Annotated in this window: 22 protein-coding genes and 1 pseudogene; 3 read left to right on the top strand and 20 right to left on the bottom strand. The window is 53.9% G+C overall.

What is annotated here, in order from left to right; translation table 11 throughout:
- Positions 1 to 37: 37 nt before the first annotated feature.
- The 8 genes from DKW65_RS00105 to DKW65_RS00070 form a co-directional block, all read right to left on the bottom strand.
- Positions 38 to 541: a DUF2938 domain-containing protein gene (locus DKW65_RS00105; RefSeq protein ID WP_111655337.1), complete on the bottom strand. Its 504-nt coding sequence runs from the start codon at positions 539 to 541 to the stop codon at positions 38 to 40.
- A complete protein-coding gene (locus DKW65_RS00100; RefSeq protein ID WP_111655336.1) occupies positions 538 to 957 on the bottom strand; it encodes a cupin domain-containing protein in 420 nt (139 codons plus the stop codon). Before DKW65_RS00100 ends, DKW65_RS00105 begins: the two co-directional genes overlap by 4 nt.
- 19 nt (positions 958 to 976) lie before the next feature.
- Positions 977 to 1,591: a LysE family translocator gene (locus DKW65_RS00095; RefSeq protein WP_111655335.1), complete on the bottom strand. Its 615-nt coding sequence runs from the start codon at positions 1,589 to 1,591 to the stop codon at positions 977 to 979.
- A gap of 14 nt (positions 1,592 to 1,605) precedes the next feature.
- A complete protein-coding gene (locus tag DKW65_RS00090) occupies positions 1,606 to 1,989 on the bottom strand; it encodes an Imm50 family immunity protein (protein ID WP_162925612.1) in 384 nt (127 codons plus the stop codon).
- 234 nt (positions 1,990 to 2,223) lie between these two features.
- Positions 2,224 to 2,994 (bottom strand): amidohydrolase family protein, encoded by a 771-nt coding sequence (locus DKW65_RS00085; RefSeq protein ID WP_111655333.1) that lies wholly within the window; start codon positions 2,992 to 2,994, stop codon positions 2,224 to 2,226.
- Positions 2,987 to 3,403, bottom strand: coding sequence for a VOC family protein (locus DKW65_RS00080; RefSeq protein WP_111655332.1), 417 nt, complete (start codon positions 3,401 to 3,403; stop codon positions 2,987 to 2,989). Before DKW65_RS00080 ends, DKW65_RS00085 begins: the two co-directional genes overlap by 8 nt.
- Positions 3,404 to 3,507: 104 nt before the next feature.
- Entirely contained in the window at positions 3,508 to 4,170 is a 663-nt protein-coding gene (locus DKW65_RS00075; protein ID WP_111655331.1) for a hypothetical protein, read from the bottom strand.
- A gap of 146 nt (positions 4,171 to 4,316) precedes the next feature.
- A complete protein-coding gene (locus tag DKW65_RS00070; protein ID WP_111655330.1) occupies positions 4,317 to 5,204 on the bottom strand; it encodes a LysR family transcriptional regulator in 888 nt (295 codons plus the stop codon).
- A gap of 139 nt (positions 5,205 to 5,343) precedes the next feature.
- Between DKW65_RS00070 and DKW65_RS00065 the strand changes: the two genes are divergently transcribed.
- Both DKW65_RS00065 and DKW65_RS00060 read left to right on the top strand, forming a co-directional pair.
- A complete protein-coding gene (locus DKW65_RS00065) occupies positions 5,344 to 6,099 on the top strand; it encodes an SDR family oxidoreductase (protein WP_111655329.1) in 756 nt (251 codons plus the stop codon).
- 83 nt (positions 6,100 to 6,182) lie between these two features.
- A complete protein-coding gene (locus DKW65_RS00060) occupies positions 6,183 to 6,449 on the top strand; it encodes a hypothetical protein (RefSeq protein ID WP_111655328.1) in 267 nt (88 codons plus the stop codon).
- 78 nt (positions 6,450 to 6,527) lie between these two features.
- Here the strand turns inward: DKW65_RS00060 and DKW65_RS00055 are convergent, their stop codons facing one another.
- The gene (locus DKW65_RS00055; protein WP_111655327.1) at positions 6,528 to 7,487 is read right to left on the bottom strand and encodes an SMP-30/gluconolactonase/LRE family protein; all 960 of its coding nucleotides are present in this window, start codon (positions 7,485 to 7,487) and stop codon (positions 6,528 to 6,530) included.
- A 21-nt stretch (positions 7,488 to 7,508) separates the two neighbouring features.
- Positions 7,509 to 8,477 carry a phytanoyl-CoA dioxygenase family protein gene (locus DKW65_RS00050; protein ID WP_111655326.1) on the bottom strand — a complete coding sequence of 323 codons (969 nt, stop codon included), beginning with the start codon at positions 8,475 to 8,477 and terminating at the stop codon, positions 7,509 to 7,511.
- 160 nt (positions 8,478 to 8,637) lie between these two features.
- On the opposite strand from DKW65_RS00050, the gene DKW65_RS00045 reads away from it, so the two are divergent.
- Positions 8,638 to 9,342: a TetR/AcrR family transcriptional regulator gene (locus DKW65_RS00045; RefSeq protein ID WP_245932351.1), complete on the top strand. Its 705-nt coding sequence runs from the start codon at positions 8,638 to 8,640 to the stop codon at positions 9,340 to 9,342.
- A gap of 118 nt (positions 9,343 to 9,460) precedes the next feature.
- Here the strand turns inward: DKW65_RS00045 and DKW65_RS00040 are convergent, their stop codons facing one another.
- From DKW65_RS00040 to DKW65_RS00005, 10 genes and pseudogenes are all read right to left on the bottom strand, one after another.
- Positions 9,461 to 10,237: a PhzF family phenazine biosynthesis protein gene (locus tag DKW65_RS00040; protein ID WP_111655324.1), complete on the bottom strand. Its 777-nt coding sequence runs from the start codon at positions 10,235 to 10,237 to the stop codon at positions 9,461 to 9,463.
- A 135-nt stretch (positions 10,238 to 10,372) separates the two neighbouring features.
- Positions 10,373 to 10,855, bottom strand: a complete 483-nt coding sequence (locus DKW65_RS15760) for a hypothetical protein (protein WP_162925611.1) — start codon at positions 10,853 to 10,855, stop codon at positions 10,373 to 10,375.
- 75 nt (positions 10,856 to 10,930) lie between these two features.
- Positions 10,931 to 11,371 carry a hypothetical protein gene (locus DKW65_RS00035; protein WP_111655323.1) on the bottom strand — a complete coding sequence of 147 codons (441 nt, stop codon included), beginning with the start codon at positions 11,369 to 11,371 and terminating at the stop codon, positions 10,931 to 10,933.
- Between the two features lie 70 nt (positions 11,372 to 11,441).
- Positions 11,442 to 11,818: pseudogene (locus DKW65_RS00030) on the bottom strand (transposase); the annotation flags it as partial.
- A 142-nt stretch (positions 11,819 to 11,960) separates the two neighbouring features.
- A complete protein-coding gene (locus DKW65_RS15755) occupies positions 11,961 to 12,770 on the bottom strand; it encodes a DUF6602 domain-containing protein (protein ID WP_162925610.1) in 810 nt (269 codons plus the stop codon).
- A gap of 121 nt (positions 12,771 to 12,891) precedes the next feature.
- The gene (locus DKW65_RS00025) at positions 12,892 to 13,170 is read right to left on the bottom strand and encodes a hypothetical protein (RefSeq protein WP_111655321.1); all 279 of its coding nucleotides are present in this window, start codon (positions 13,168 to 13,170) and stop codon (positions 12,892 to 12,894) included.
- Positions 13,171 to 13,277: 107 nt separating this feature from the next.
- Positions 13,278 to 13,823 (bottom strand): DUF6624 domain-containing protein, encoded by a 546-nt coding sequence (locus DKW65_RS00020; RefSeq protein WP_111655320.1) that lies wholly within the window; start codon positions 13,821 to 13,823, stop codon positions 13,278 to 13,280.
- A 107-nt stretch (positions 13,824 to 13,930) separates the two neighbouring features.
- A complete protein-coding gene (locus DKW65_RS00015; protein ID WP_111655319.1) occupies positions 13,931 to 14,122 on the bottom strand; it encodes a hypothetical protein in 192 nt (63 codons plus the stop codon).
- Positions 14,123 to 14,212: 90 nt separating this feature from the next.
- Positions 14,213 to 15,037, bottom strand: coding sequence for a hypothetical protein (locus DKW65_RS00010; protein ID WP_111655318.1), 825 nt, complete (start codon positions 15,035 to 15,037; stop codon positions 14,213 to 14,215).
- 42 nt (positions 15,038 to 15,079) lie between these two features.
- Positions 15,080 to 15,461: integrase core domain-containing protein (locus DKW65_RS00005; protein ID WP_162925609.1), on the bottom strand; the 382-nt coding region annotated here is incomplete at its 5' end.

Genomic DNA, 15,461 nt, shown 5'->3' with positions numbered 1-15,461 from the left:
CCTCCGGTTCATGCTTACCAGCGCAGCGATGCTCCGTTTAACGTGCCAATACCGGGCCGAACGCCAGTGCGGCGAGATACAAGCCCAGCCCAAATGATGTATGCGCTGCCAGGCTCAGCATCCGGGCTCTGCGCGGATTCGGCGTTTTCGCAGCAGCGATTCCCAAGCCAAAGGCGGGCTGCATGACCAGAAACGGGATCGCTATGGTCGCCAGACCCACAAAGAGCGCCGGAGCAAGCGTTGGTTGCTGTATCCAGCCGGGCGAAGTGATCAGAAGCAGGGCACCAGCGAAAACAACTCCAATGGCATAGTGGGCCACCCAGCCCACGGTGCATTCCCCGGGCTTCGATGCCGCAGCCAGGATGCTCTGATGAGCAAATTTGCCGTCCGGCATATGACGGAGCCAACGGCCCACCAGGCAGTAATTGAGCGGCGGAATACCCATCACCTTGCGCTGGAAATAGCCCCAAAGGTCCATGACCAGAGTCGCGCCCATGCCGATGAGGATCGCGGCAATGATGTGTGTCGCCTGAAGAGTCATGTTGTGGATCCTAAAGACGTGGCGCCGACTTCACGGTGCTCAGTCCCCTCTCCCGGTGTAAGGAAGAGCATCGTGGTCTTTACCTGTGTTCTCGCGGTGTGCCAGATATTCCTGGGAACAAGCACAAAATCACCAGGCGTGCTCAGTTGCACCTCGCGCTCTTGGTCTGACTCATCCAGTACCATTGTCGCCACGCCAGAAAGCAACAGGACCAGCTCCTCGCCGGCGGGATGACGCTCCCATGTTGGCCACGGCGCGGAAAATGTGAAGGCAGACATCAAGCGACCCTGATTCAGGTGCTGGAGCTCACCGGCCGTCAGTTCACTCCAGAAGGCATCGGATACGGGAACCGTACTTGCCGCGCCATTATCCCGGAAGTGCAGATACGTACTGAGGACATTCTCTCCGAGGCTCATCAGCATTACTCCCTTTCGTCTACCGTTCAGACAGCGCCAGTTGCGCACTCAACCCTGCAAAGGCGCCCGCAAATACTCTGCGAAGCCAGGACTGGACGCGCGGCGATTCGATCACGGCCTTGCGGAACAGATAGGCAAGAAGGCCGTAGACCACAAAAACAGCGAACGTCATCAGCATAAAGACGGCGCTCAAGGCCAGCAACTGCGCCAACGGCGAAAGGGTGCCCGGCGTCACAAACTGCGGCAGGAAGGCGAGAAAAAAGATAGTGAGCTTGGGATTCAGAATGTTGAGCAGGAACGCCTTGATGACGATGCCGAGTCTGGCCGTACGTGACGGCATCGCTTCAACTGAAAACGCCGCGCGATCACGCCAGGTGGCATAGGCCAGATAAAGGAGATACGCCACCCCGGCGTACTTCAGCAGCTGAAACGCCAGGGCGCTGGCATGCATCAGCGCAGCCAGGCCCAGTATCGTTGCTGCCAGATGAGGAAGAATGCCAAGCGTGCAGCCCAGCGCCGCGAGAACACCTGCCATGCGCCCTTGCGCGAGGCCCATGGAGACCGTATAGACCACCCCCGTTCCGGGGATCAGCACCACAATCAGGGAGGTGATGAGAAACTCGACCGAAATCATGAAAGCCCTCCTGCTTACGCTTCGAGATAAGCACTGACCCTCGCGATACGCAGCCCGACGCATGCTCCACGCAGCTCCAGGCTCTGTGCATGAAACGAGAATGCATAGCCCGTTTGCAAGGGCAGCACCTCAAGACGCCCCTCATTCATTGTCTCGAATCCAGACAATGAAAGCCCTTCAACGCCCAGAAATTCGATCAGAATCTGAACACGGTTCGCGCCGGGCGGCCAACGCTTCGAGGGGCGCTCGGGAAATCGGGGAAGGTCCGCGCGAAGCGCTACCACCGGCCCCTCTCTGTTGAGGGTGATTTCGAAAACATTCAGCACGTCGAGATCATCGATGGAGTCGAATAACCCGGACAGCGCTTCTGGGTTCATCAGGTGATGAGGCCAACCCACTGGACGCTCCTTTTAGCCAAACCAACGACTTCAGACCAGGGTCGTATGCACATGCACGCCCCTGAACAGACCCGGATAATGAGCAACGACGCCCGGCTCAGTAAACTCCAGCTTGCCACTATAGTCCATGGTCGGCGCGTCGTATTCATACTCGGTAGCGGAGATGCATCATGGCCTGGCGTGTCCAACCGGCGCCACAACACGGCGATGAATGCATTCATATCACCTCCTTGATCAACCGCGTTCCGATGGCCTGTAAAACATCGCCGCATTCTCAAATAGCACCTTGCGCGCATTCTCTGCCCCCAACGCCTCAACCATCAGCGCAACATCGTCGTCTTCATAAGGCCGAGGTGCGCGGGTCGAGGGCAGATCGGTGCCAAACATCAGGGCGTCCGGATTGGCTGAGAACAACGCCACAAGCGCCGTCTTTACATCGAAATCAACTCGCCCGAAACCCGTGGCCTTGACACGAACACCCTTCTCCACCAGTTGCAGCAGAGTCGCAAAGCCGCCGCGGGAAAGCCCGAGGTGGTCAATACTGACTGATGGCAATGCGACCAACACAGGAAAAAGGGGAGCCAACGCTCTCGAATCGACATACAGCTCCACATGCCAGCCTGCCACCTCATGCACACGTCTGGCCAGGCTATCAAGATATCGTACCTCTTCCGAGCCTCCGCGCTTCAGATTGAAGCGAACTGCGCGAACGCCCGCGCGATCAAGATCGAGAAGCTCGTCATCCGAAATCGTTGCCCGCACTTGCGTAACACCCACAAATTTCGGACCCAGAGTCTGGAGCGCATCCATCAGATACGTTTGGTCAAAGGCCTGAAATGAACCTGATACAACGGCGCCTCCCGCCAGATGACACCCTTGCATTCTGTCAAGGTAGTCCTTGCACGTGAACGCCTTCGGAAGGTATCCATTGTTCTGAAAAAGAGGAAACCGCGGGTCGATGATATGGAGGTGCGCATCGAACAGCTTGAGCGGCCCGTTATGCATGTTCGTCCTTCGGGCCAACCCAGAACAGGGGGTTATGTGCGATCTCCCACAGATAGCCATCTGGATCGGCAAAGTAGCCGGAGTAACCGCCCCAGAAGACCTTCTGAGCAGGCTTCACCAGCCTGGCCCCTGCCGCAACAGCTTGCTCGATGAGTTCGTCAACGGCCGCCTCCGAATCCAGATTATGCGCGATCGTGAAGCCGGCGAAACCCGTGCCGTCAGCAGGCACCCCCGCATCTTCTGCCAACGCCTTCCGGCCGTACAATCCGAGCCATGTCCCGTTGAGGGTGAAGAACGCGACCTCCGGCGGCGAGTCCATCCTCGGCAGACCGAGCCCCTGCTCATAGAAGTGAACCGACGCTTCCAGATCACTGACGCCCAGCGTAATCATGCTGATTCTCGGCTTCATTCAGAACTCTCCTTTGATACAGAATCGCGGAGCGCAACATCATTGGGGTCAGGTCTCTTATTTTTCGGTTCATCTGCCGGATGCCGACTCGTCAAATTCCGATCTTATCTTCGCGAAACATTGTACACATTCATATAAGCACGCCATGCCCCCCTTCTCTGCGGCACGTCAGCGAGGCTTTCATAGACGCGATTGCCGCCATGACGGTCAATCAGGCGATTTCTCAATCTTACGAACGGTCGGCAGGTTGCCTGTATGTATTCTTCGTACTGCTTGTGGCGCAGGCTGGCGTCGTGACCGGCAGCCGCATCCAGAACAGCAATCTCGGCGGCCATGAACCGGTTAACCAGATTCTGGCAGCTCACGGAGGCCACCGGGAACCGATCAAAGCCATTCAGGTAGATTTCTTGCCTGGCAGCGTCCACGGCTTCAGTTCGAGGGAAGTGCCTTAACTCGTCGACCAGCGCAGGCCATCCGCTGAAAGGCAGGCTGCTATCCTCACCGTATGAGACTCGCCAGGCATCCATTTCACTGAACGCGCGCTCAAGGTTTCTTCGCCCCATTTCATGCCGACACAGGGGACTGAAAGCGGCCTCGGCACACTGGCCGCTATCGACCTCCGCATGCTCGCTCAGTGTGAAGAAAACATCAAGTATCAACGCCTCAAACCGATCGGTCTCCCGGCCAGCGGCGGACGCGGTGGACGTTGCGCAGAGCAAAGCAAGCCAAAGTACCGGGTGCACTAATTTCCTGATCATGATTGTCATAGGTGGTCCCTTCCCTTATTTCTATGTAGTAGCTATCAACTTGGATGGAATTCAACACGTTTCTGAACCGCTTCAGGGGCATTGGGGTCTTTCCCAAAGAACACTTTGAGCGAGAAATGGGAGACCTGACCCTAGAGATCCAGCCATCAAGTATTCTGCAAACTCAGTTCTTCCGATAGCAGCCGGATGAACTCCTTTACCTTAACAGGCAGGTAGGAGCGCTCAGGGTAAACGGCGTGCACCGGGAAGCTTCGCAAAGGCCTGTCTGGCAGCAAGCGCACCAGTCCGCCGCTTTCGATGTCTTCCGCAAAGACCCACAAAGGACCAAGATGTATGCCGTAGCCCTCAAGCACCAGCCTGCGTACCGCGGCGACGCTGTTGACGGTCATGTTGCTTCTGATCTTCAGATGCGAATAGCGACTGCCATCAGCAAACTCGATATCGCTTCTCGCCTGACTGGATGAGTACAGAATGAAGTTGTGCGATTCCAGCTGCTCCAGGGATGTCGGCGTACCATGCTTATCCAGATACTCGGGGCTGGCCACCAGCACTCGCCTGTTGTGGCCCAGATGCTTCGCGATCAGGCTGGAATCCGGCAGGTCGCCGATTCGCACAGCGACATCAAGATCGCTCTCCAGCAAGCTCTCGAAAGGGCTGCCCAGCAACAATTCCACCGACAATTCCGGGGCCAGCTCTTGCAGCTTGCACGCTACCGGAACCACGAATCTGGTGCCGAAATCAACGGGCGCGGTGATACGCAACTTCCCGGTGAGCCGGGAAACGCCGCTTCGGATTTCCTCTTCCAGCGCGATCTGGTCATCGATAATCACGCGCAGGCGCTCGTAGTATCGCTGCCCAAGCTCCGTCGGCGTGGTTCGCTGTGTGGAACGACGCAGCAACTTGACCTGGAGGCGATCCTCCAGCGCGGCGATCTGCCGGCTGACGGAGGAGGGCTCGAGCTTCAGGTATTCTGCCGCCTTCTTGAAGCTGCCCGACTCCACCACTCGAACGAATATGTGCTCGACATTACCCATGCTTATTGCGCCATATGCATTTAATGGATGCACATTAGCACTCTTCCTGCATTCAGCTCAATTCCATAGTCTGCCCCTACGGTGATCGGCATCGCAAGGACGGCCGAGATCCGCCTTCATTCACCGCAGGAGAGAAATCATGGCAAAGATCGATCTGAACGGAAAAGTGGCGCTTGTGTCTGGCGGTGCCAAGAATCTTGGCGGCCTTATCAGCCGGGAATTTGCCGCTAGCGGGATGGATATCGTGGTGCACTACAACAGCGATGCGACCGAGAAAGACGCACACGACACGGTGGAAGTCATCAAAGGCATGGGGCGTGACGCGATTGCGATCCAGGGCGACCTTACCAAAGCCGCCAATGTATCCGCGCTTTTTCAACAGGCCAAGGACCACTTCGGTGGCATCGATGTAGCAGTCAACACTGTCGGGAAGGTACTGCGCAAACCCATCATTGAAACAACGGAAGCCGAGTTCGGCGAGATGATGGCCATTAACGCCAAGTCCGCGTATTTCTTCATCAAGGAAGCGGGCTTGCATCTGAACGATAACGGCAAGCTCATCACCATCGTGACCTCCCTGTTGGCCGCCTTCACCGACGGCTACTCAACCTATGCCGGCGGCAAAGCGCCGGTGGAGCACTTCACGCGCGCCGCAGCCAAGGAGCTTTCCCATCGGGGCATTTCGGTCAACAATATTGGACCGGGCCCCATGGACACGCCGTTTTTCTATGGCCAGGAAACCCCGGAGCGGGTGGCGTATCACAAGTCAAATGGCATGGGCAATCGGCTCACGATGGTTGAAGACATTGTTCCCATTGTGAAATTCCTGGCAGCAGAGGGCTGGTGGATGACCGGTCAGACCCTGTTTGCTAATGGTGGCTACACCACCCGATAAAAAACGGGCACCGCCCCCGGGAGTAGTTGCCGGGGGCGATACCCGCAACCAGATCACACAGACCCCGAGTGATGGAGGAAGGTATGAGAACATTAATAGTGATCGTTGGGGGCATCATTCTTTGGGCAGTCATCACGGGTGTTGCCAAACTGTTCAATGACCACGCGAGCAGCAGCTGGAAGCCTGTAGCGATCTTCGCAACCATTTGGCTCATGATAACCAGTTGGAATATCTGGGTGGGCGTGACACAAGCCGGTTATACGCTTATGCAGGAGTTACCCATCTTCCTGTTGACTTATCTTCTTCCTGTCGCCGTTGCGGTTTTCATAAAGTACAAATCCAGACCATAGTGGCATCCATCATGGGGGTCAGGTCTCTTATGTCTCAAAGAAAAATTCCAGTGGGAAATGGGAGACCTGACCCCAAGATCACCGGGGAACCGCTGAAGGAAGATCGATAACCGCCACGGCGTTCTCTTCAATGCTGCCTGCATAGATCTTTCCGTGCTTCTCTCGTACGCCGGTGACAAGATGGAAGCGAAGGGGATTGCCTTCGATGAAATGCACGCACTCTCCGGCCGCATTAAATGCCATGAACAGAACGCTACGCTGATCCGCCGGCTGCAGCTTCTCCGGAATGCGCGCGATAAGCTTGCGAATGACGGTTGGCAAGCGGTGCAGCAGCTGCAGACGTTTATCAACAGCCGAGGGAAGGGCAACCCAGAACAAACCATCGGAACCCCATGACATGTTGTCTGGCATGCCAGGCAGGTTGTCCGCAAAGATTTCGGAAGCCCCCTTCTTCGAACCTTTCAGCCAGACACGATTGATCCGGTTTGCACCGGTTTCGGCAACCAAAACAAAGGACTCATCCTCGGCCAGCACCACACCATTGGCAAACTGCAGATGATCCAACAGTACATCCACGGAGCCATCGGTATTGCGCCGCAGTAATCGGCCAGTGGCGATATGTTCTATTATGTCGCGGCGAATCTCTGTCAGCAGATAGCGCGTAGAGGAATCGGTGAAGTAGATGGTGCCGTCTTTCGCGACAGCGGGATTATTACAGATCATCATCTTCTTTCCGTCCACCGAATCCAGCAGAAGCTCGACTGAGCCATTGCCGGTATCCACGGCGAGCAGTCCGCGCAGACAGTCACAGACCAAGAGGCGGCCATCTGGCAGCCAATCCAAGCCCAGCGGCCGCCCGCTTGTATTTGCCACTACGTGAGTATCGCTGCCATCCGCGTTCATACGCAGAATGCTGCCATCTTCCAGGCCGCAATAAATTCGACCTTTCTTGTCCAGAATCACATCTTCGGGATTCAGACCGGGCAAACGCAGAAGTTTCATGTCCCCTGCAGGGACAGGATTGGGATAGCTTTTCATTCGGAATCGTTCCTCTCGGATTTATTTATTCCAGCTTTTCTTGAGCTGATCAATGGTTGCAGAGGGCTTCAGCTTGAGCCGCGCCGCTGCGGCAGCATTGTGGATGCCCGAGCTCAACAGCTTGTCAATTTTCGGATGCTCAGCCTTGCGGCGCGCGGCGCGCTCTGCCGGGTCTGCAAAAGGCAGGATGCGGGGGAAAGCCGCCCCGCGCAGCGGGCCGCCAATTTCGGAGTCGTGCCGGTAGTGAATAGGCATCCGCTTTTCGGTCGGCGCGTAGCGCACGTCATCCCCGACCCAGCGCAAGGCCAGAGCGCGGCGACGGCGCACACGGGAGCCATTGCCGAAGGAGCCATGCAGGGTCAGCGGGTGAAACACCAACATATCGCCCGGCTCCATTTCCCAGTCGATCAGGTCGTACTGGTCCGGGTTGCCGCTGATGTCAGGAATTTCATCCATGGTGTCGTCAATCAGGGCGGCGACATAGTCGGGAGAATAGGCTTTGAAGCGCTGGGGCCACTTGTGGGAGCCCTTGACGTAAAGCAAGCCGCTGCTTTCACGCGTGACCGCATCGCAGGGAATCCAGAAAGAGCAGATCTGTTCACCACGGATCGGCCAGAAGCTCAGATCCTGATGCCAGGGCGTAGGCGCGTTGGTGCCAGGCTCTTTGACAAACATCTGGTCGTAGAAGAACCGGACTTCATTGGAACCCATGAGCTGCTGGGCCCAGTGAGCAAAAGGGCCGTAATAGATAAGATCGCGCAGCACGTCTATGCGCTTCCAGAGGAAGATATCCATCTGGTATCCCTCGACCTTGCGGGACATGAACTTTCCAAGCAGGGAACTGTTGTTTCTCGCCTCCTCAAGACCCGCTTCAAGCATGGCCATCCAGTTGGGGGCGATGGCCTGCTTGACCATGATTACCCCGTCCTCACGGTAGCGTTGAATCTCTTCGTCCGTCAGCATTCGGACCGGTTGAGTTGCATAAGTCATGGCACGTTTCCTCGCCTGCGCGGCAGATTGCGCGGTAGATACTGTTCCGGGGCTCGACCCCACAAATGGAAAGTATTCCAATATTGGCGATGTCGTCAACCATTTGTTGGTGATTGCCGGCAGGGCAGGATGGTAAAGTTGGCTTGAAATGAGTCCAATTTTGGAAAAAATCCAGTCTATTGGCCGTTGGAAATCTGAGGAGTGGGGTTGGCGAATGGTGAAGCAGGCGGATACGGCAAGTGATCTGGAGGCCGAAGAAGGGCTGACGCGCGGGCACAAGAAAAAGGCGCGTACCCGGCGGCTGCTGGTGGAGGCAGCGCTGCGCATATATGCCCAGCGGGGCGGGCAGACTGTGTCATTGAACCGTCTGGCGGATGAGGCGGGCGTGTCACATGGCACGGTGTACAACTACTTCCGCACCCGGGAAGAGATGCTGGAAGCCGTGGGTATCGCGCTGGCGGAAGCCTTCTCTCATGAGGTCATTACGCTCAGCGTCGGCCTGAGCAGTGGTGCCGAGCGCCTTGCTGTCGGCGTCCGCTCCTTCATACGCAAAGCGCAGGCAGATCATGAATGGGGCAGTGCTTTGGTCAAGGTAGTGCGCTTTGCCGAAGGCTTGCGTTCAGCGCTGGCAGCTTATATGCGATCTGACTTGCAGGCAGGGAAGCAACAAGGGGATTTCCGCTATGCCAGTGAGGAGTTGGCGATGTCGATGGTAGTCGCGGGCACGACAGGCGCGATCTTTACGCTGCTGGAGGGGATGGAGCTTGAACATCATGACAGCGCAGCGGCTGAAATGATCTTGCTGGCATTAGGGGTAGAGGATGAGAAGGCCGCTCGTATTGCCAGGATGCCTTTACCCGAGTGATCTTCATCATCATTGGGGGCAGGCCGCTTATTTCTCAGAAAAATCCAGCGGGAAATGGGAGACCTGAACTCAGAGATGCGGGAAATGGGGGCCGACCCCCAAAAGATAGAAGCAGGCTTTAAAGGATTTTTCCTCTCATATATTCAACGACTTCACCGCCGATCAAGACGCGATCTCCGTGAAGCTCGCAGCTAAGCTCTCCCCCGCGGCTGGAAAGCTGGCGTGCTACCAAATCAGTCTTCCCGAGACGATCAGCCCAGTAGGGAATGAGGGTGCAATGGGCTGATCCCGTCACCGGGTCTTCCGGCACTCCGGCACCAGGCGCAAAGAAGCGGGAGACAAAATCCACCTCATCGCCACGAGCGGTGATGATGAGCGCAAACGCGTCAAGGCCCTGTATTGCATGGTAGTTGGGCGAGAACGACCTCACCTGCGCCTCACTTTCAAGCACCACCATGAGGTCCCGGGCCAGGAATGCGGATTCTGGTGCTGTTCCCAGCACCTCAATGAGGCTGTCATCGACGGATACCGCCTTTCCGGGGCGTGAAGGAAAATCGAGAAAGAGGAAATTCTCCTTTCGGCTCACCGCAAGGCAACCACTTTTAGTTTCAAACCGAAGATGGCTTTCCGCCCGGAAATACTCCTGGAACAGCACGTATGCAGCAGCCAACGTGGCATGACCACAGAGCTCCACTTCCACCACCGGAGTGAACCATCGTAGCTCGGAGCACTTTGCACCCGGGATGACGAATGCCGTTTCAGCGAGATTGTTCTCTGCCGCGATGGCCTGAAGGGTCTCGTCTTCGAGCCATTCATCCAGTATGACAACCGCAGCCGGATTGCCGCCGAAGACCCGGTTAGTGAACGCATCGATCTGGTAGATTGGGAAGCTCACATTTTGCTCATTTTCTAACTGTAAAGGGTGCCCACTATCTGTGGACAACTCGAACTTCTAACGCCTCAAACATCGGCGTTATGAAGGTGATGGATTTGCCACCTCCTCGTGCTTTGACTTGTTCCAAGTTTCTCGCTACTGAAAGACATTACCTTCCCCGGCTTGCGCTGAGATTTCACCATATTGAAGCTGGCCATTACTTAAAATATAAGGAATCAAAACAATGACCGAGTAACCCGACTCATGATCCAGCTCGATTGCTAGTGCATCTGATGGTTCGCCATTGGATAACCGAACCCTAACATCGTAAACAAGAGCTGTGGCTTTGTATTCATTATTCTGAGCGGCTGTATGAAATGCCTTGTGAAGCGAGTCTATAACTTCTGAAGACGGAGGGTTCTCGTTGCCATCATAGACTGCGACACTTACGATTTCGCCATCGGGGGTCATTGCACCGCCATAAGGAAAGAACTCGCCATGTTCGGTTAATAGCTTTTCTGCAAGCGGCAAAACTGCATTCATCAATTCTTGAGATTCCTCTTTGCCATCATGCACAGATTCCCCTAAACAAAGCCCTGAAAATGCCAGTAATATTGTGGCGGCGGCCCGTTTAATCATGACGTGCAACGTTGCGCACAGAGGCACGATCTTATGAGTGGCCCGTGCCCGAAGGGCATGGAATGCTGCGCCTGGCTATTCACTTGTATTCTCCGGTGGGCCATCGGTTTTTTTTGCCTGTTCTACGAAACCGTACATAGCTGCAAGCAGAAGAAGAACCCCTGTATAAAAACAGAATACTGTAACCCAAGCAGCCAAGCGAAACGACGTCACATTGCTGTTTAGCTGATATTTTGCGTAAAGACACTTATCTATGTTTTCAGATAGTGTGTGACAGTCGCCAATCTCACTCAGCTTTTTCTTTTCTTGGGCCTCAACCTGAAACTGGACGAGCCTGGCTTTATAGTCCATTTCTATGAGCTTAGGGTAAATCTGAGACAAACTCGCAATAGTCACACCGAGCAAAAATACTCCTCCCTTGAAAACGGTGCGATACTCTTGGATCACATGCGAATCCACTTTACACCAAAAGGATTTGAAGTTATTCCAGATTTTAGCTAAATATTCCATCATCATTTCTGCCCAACGCCTTGCTCACCGGAAAATTGGGAGCGCAGCGAGTAGTTATTGATCCTCCACCAGTAAAACGGATACGCTTCAGCCATGCGTAGTAGCCGCTCCGGGAAACCCCAAGCCATTCACACAGGTATCTGACGCCTAGTTCTCGTCCGTGGACTTGGATGAATCCAAATCGCTCTGATGTTGTTCCGCCAGATACCGTTGCCACTTTTTTAGGAGATCGTTCTCCTTTTTGAGGCGCTCATTCTTGCGTTTCAGCCGGGCCGTTTCGTTCAGCTCGGCGGTCCTGGGTGCTTTGGGATTCTTCATCACTGCTACACGTTTGCGACCGTCAGACCTGATCTTGCCTTCCCGATACTCTTTACGCCAGCGCGATAGCATGAAGGGGTGGATGCCAGGTCCCTCGGCAACCTGCTGGATCTGAATTCCCTCCTGGTAGCTCATCTCGACGGCGCGAACCTTGAAATCGTCCGCATACCGCCAAGTCTTTCTTGGATTATTGTACTTCGGCATTTCTACACCTCCTCAGTTAGGAGAAGGTGTCCACTAAACCGGGGGAACTACAGCGTCCGATTGCCTAAACTTGTTAGCCTTGGTCAAATTCAACTGATTCTCTTTGCTCTAACATGGCGTAACGTGAGCGATGAACTTCTTTTGATCCTTCGACAGGAAACCAAGCCTGAGATAGAGTGTCATCAATATTTGGAGAGAGATGAGACACTAGGTTACTTACAAAATACGCATGTGATAAGTTATTTAAATTATATGAATGCCAAACTGGATCCTCGCCAAGATTGCTGCTGGCATGCCCATTTTCCCAATACCGTATAAATACACTCTCACCTATCGACACACAGTTGATAACACCTAATGGGTCATTATTAGTAATCTCCTGCAGCATTTCTAAGACTTGACTGTCTCTCAAGCTACCGCTGTTATATATGAAGAGACCAGCCCATGCGTTATTAGGATTACCTGAATGCGTACGAATGGACTTTATGTCGTTGCTAAGCTTTTGCAATATACATCTAAGGGATTCTCCGTTTGCAACTCGTGACTTAACTTCAACAATGGCACTGGCGCAATCCGGAGTAACAAAGTGAAGCTCGCCACTCTTAAAAAGCGTCGGGCTGGCTTTTGACGTAATTAAAATATCTATTTGTCCAGAGTTACTTTGATCCCCATTAGCTTCGCCAGGGTAACAAACAAAACCAGTTCCCACTCTATAAATTTCTGGCGCAAAATCCGATATAACCTTTCTGAGAATACTCTCTTTATGCTCGCCATCTGTAGCCCAATGAGAGCTACCAATGAGATTCCTAATTCTAGTTTCTGATGATTTTAGCTCTGCGCCAATTGACTCATGGTAGGCGAGAAAGTCTTGTGAGATTGCCATAATCTCCCTTAGAGGCTAACGCAAAGCTTAGCGGCGCCCTTGTAATGGAGGCGAAGCCGCAATGAAAAGGGCGTCCGGCGCGGCCATCGGCCGCGTACTGCAGCGACTGGTTAGACGCTCATTAACCCCGATACTTAGCCCAGATATTGGAGTGTAGAAATTCCACCTCATCACCAGCCTCAAGGTCACCGAATGCATCGGAATCGTCGATTATACGGCTTACAGTCCCCTCGTACGAATTCCCATTGATCGTGTCGATTGTGACGTTAACCCTGTTTCCACCAACCTTGAGCGTCACCTCATCACCGGGTTCGATGGTTTGTGACAGACTTGTCCCGGGTTCATAGTCGCCCATATACATGAGACCAGAATCGCCGTCTGCTCTGTAATCGAATTCCATGGCTGCCTCTCCCGTTGATGGTCAGTGTTCTGAGCGTTTAACGCAGAGCGCACTGGCGACCTTGACGCAGTGAAGCGGAGACAAGGGCGTCCGTGTGCCGCGTTTTGTTAACTGGTTTGTTCGATGGTGGCACGGCGCTTCCGCTCCCGCTCAGTCATTTGTTCCTGGCGCTCCTCGATGGAGTTCAGCCCAAGACGCGCACGGCGTTCATTAACCGTAGCAGAATCCTCGATAGGAAACGGTGTTGGCCAACCGTTTTCATCAACATCAAACTGGGTGCCGTAGTATTGAGGCTTGCCAGATAACGTACGCACCCGATCCTGGAGGAATGCCAACTGCCAGCCCGCTACATCCTCTCTCGCAACTGTATTTTCTAGTAGGGAGACACACTCACCCATGAATTCGAGATCTGAAACAGAATTCTGAACGACTAGCCATGCAGCTTTAGCAGCCTCTTCCCCAACTAACGAAATGCCGGGCCAGCCGTGAGCACCAATAATCTCTTTCAGGCGGGAGGCATTGTGCTCATGCAGGGCTTTCATCCGGGGATGATAAGACTCAGATGGCAGCTCTCCGGAATTGAAGAGTTGCTGCAACAACCGCTGGTCTTCCGTCATCATCGTGACCAGCTCATCCGCAAGATTCTGATTCATGGGCTCCTTCCCAGTTAACGCTGCCGACACGCGCGGCTTTGTAGTGGAGGCGAAGCCGCAACGTAAAAGCCGTCGCCGTGATTAGCCTTGTTAACGAATTGCACCACCTAAGAAATTTCCTTGATGGAGATGACTTCGATACCCGCACCGCCTGATTGAATAAATCTGGCTGAATCTTGGCGAGCCAAGTCCAGTATCTCGACGTCCGTCGTCGACGGCTCAAAGTCGCGCTCAACTTCAATATTCCCCTGAAATTCCTTCCCGTTCGCTCGGCATTCATACATCACGGAATATTTCATATGCTCTCTTCCTGCTGGTTCGTTAACGCTTAGCGTAACCGGCCGGTTTTGGAGCGCCAGCGGAGAAACCGGTCCGCGTTGTCGCTATTGTTAGTGTGAGCATCTTTCAATCTGCTCAAGAATTGAGCCTATTTTGACTGCTACCAGCACGTCATGCTTCGCCGACTTTTCTATGATCATCCCAACAAGTCTCCCTACCGGGGTGTGATTGGGTTTATAGGCCTCTACTTGATGCAATGCACCCATATCGATCAAAGCACCTCCGCTTGCGCCCCTAGGTGACAATGTATTGACCTTATTACCATCAGAGTCTCGAGCGTGCTTGCTGTGGTATTTCAGGAGAATATGGTCATTCCCGCTAAGGTACCGCTCAGTTGCCCATGACTTATCTCTTTTTAGGGTAGATGTATATTTCATGTATTTAGGCGCCACCCTTTTTTTCACATTATCATGCTTCTTGTTTTTTGAGTTTGGATATCCGAGCGCAAGATACGCATTCTCATCGGGACAGCTGCCCTCAAGAGAAATTTCTGACTCGCTGATAAAGGAAAGATCGTTATAACCTTCCAAACTGAGATTGGTCAATTCAGTCCAAGCGAAGTCGTAGTAATCTTTACTACGGTCGTTGTCCGGCTTTTTAGTGCAAAAGAACCCCGCTGAAATTTCCTGCAAACAAGATCCCACCCCCAAATACAGAGTGGACTCAGAATTTTCGTCGATAACATGAGCAGCTGTAACAAGGTACTGTTTGTCTTTCCACAAAAGTAGGAGCCCACTACTAATATGTTCCGGCCGGCCATGGTCGGAAGCGCCGTAAATTGGCCTTATTGCTGAGATAAATTGGTCAGCACCGCTGTCCGCAGCCTGATCGAGCTTCTCTCTCACCAGCTCGCTCATAGTTTTAACGGTGCCCATTTCTTATTCTCATGATCTTCCCCACCAAAAGTGGACACTGATTTAGGCGCACATCCGCGCATACTCTTCTTCATAGGCCCTCGGACTTCTATAGCCCAGAGTGCTGTGTCGCCGGTGGCTGTTATAGAATAGCTCAATATATTCGAAGACGCAGGAGTATGCCTCCTGCTTGCTCTTTACGTCTTCGGCATACAGCGCTTCGACCTTGAAGCGCGCGAAGAATGACTCCATGGCGGCATTATCCCAGCAGTTCCCCTTGCGGCTCATGCTGGGCCGCATCCCTTCGCCCAACAGAAGCGCCTGATACTCGCCAGAGCGATACTGGACGCCTCTGTCTGAGTGCAGGATCAGCCCAGGCTCTACTTTTCGGGATGTAACTGCCATCTTGAAGGCATCCATGATGAGCTGATTGGTCATCGTCGTA

This window comes from Isoalcanivorax indicus (assembly GCF_003259185.1).
Taxonomy (GTDB): domain Bacteria; phylum Pseudomonadota; class Gammaproteobacteria; order Pseudomonadales; family Alcanivoracaceae; genus Isoalcanivorax; species Isoalcanivorax indicus.
This window is presented reverse-complemented; position numbering and strand designations above follow the sequence as displayed.

Coding starts and splice junctions, on each gene's coding strand:
- DKW65_RS00105 (WP_111655337.1), bottom strand. CDS start 541: ATGACTCTTCAGGCGACACACATCATTGCCGCGATCCTCATCGGCATG.
- DKW65_RS00100 (WP_111655336.1), bottom strand. CDS start 957: ATGAGCCTCGGAGAGAATGTCCTCAGTACGTATCTGCACTTCCGGGAT.
- DKW65_RS00095 (WP_111655335.1), bottom strand. CDS start 1,591: ATGATTTCGGTCGAGTTTCTCATCACCTCCCTGATTGTGGTGCTGATC.
- DKW65_RS00085 (WP_111655333.1), bottom strand. CDS start 2,994: ATGCATAACGGGCCGCTCAAGCTGTTCGATGCGCACCTCCATATCATC.
- DKW65_RS00080 (WP_111655332.1), bottom strand. CDS start 3,403: ATGAAGCCGAGAATCAGCATGATTACGCTGGGCGTCAGTGATCTGGAA.
- DKW65_RS00075 (WP_111655331.1), bottom strand. CDS start 4,170: ATGACAATCATGATCAGGAAATTAGTGCACCCGGTACTTTGGCTTGCT.
- DKW65_RS00070 (WP_111655330.1), bottom strand. CDS start 5,204: ATGGGTAATGTCGAGCACATATTCGTTCGAGTGGTGGAGTCGGGCAGC.
- DKW65_RS00065 (WP_111655329.1), top strand. CDS start 5,344: ATGGCAAAGATCGATCTGAACGGAAAAGTGGCGCTTGTGTCTGGCGGT.
- DKW65_RS00060 (WP_111655328.1), top strand. CDS start 6,183: ATGAGAACATTAATAGTGATCGTTGGGGGCATCATTCTTTGGGCAGTC.
- DKW65_RS00055 (WP_111655327.1), bottom strand. CDS start 7,487: ATGAAAAGCTATCCCAATCCTGTCCCTGCAGGGGACATGAAACTTCTG.
- DKW65_RS00050 (WP_111655326.1), bottom strand. CDS start 8,477: ATGACTTATGCAACTCAACCGGTCCGAATGCTGACGGACGAAGAGATT.
- DKW65_RS15760 (WP_162925611.1), bottom strand. CDS start 10,855: ATGATTAAACGGGCCGCCGCCACAATATTACTGGCATTTTCAGGGCTT.
- DKW65_RS00035 (WP_111655323.1), bottom strand. CDS start 11,371: ATGATGATGGAATATTTAGCTAAAATCTGGAATAACTTCAAATCCTTT.
- DKW65_RS15755 (WP_162925610.1), bottom strand. CDS start 12,770: ATGGCAATCTCACAAGACTTTCTCGCCTACCATGAGTCAATTGGCGCA.
- DKW65_RS00025 (WP_111655321.1), bottom strand. CDS start 13,170: ATGGAATTCGATTACAGAGCAGACGGCGATTCTGGTCTCATGTATATG.
- DKW65_RS00020 (WP_111655320.1), bottom strand. CDS start 13,823: ATGAATCAGAATCTTGCGGATGAGCTGGTCACGATGATGACGGAAGAC.
- DKW65_RS00015 (WP_111655319.1), bottom strand. CDS start 14,122: ATGAAATATTCCGTGATGTATGAATGCCGAGCGAACGGGAAGGAATTT.
- DKW65_RS00010 (WP_111655318.1), bottom strand. CDS start 15,037: ATGGGCACCGTTAAAACTATGAGCGAGCTGGTGAGAGAGAAGCTCGAT.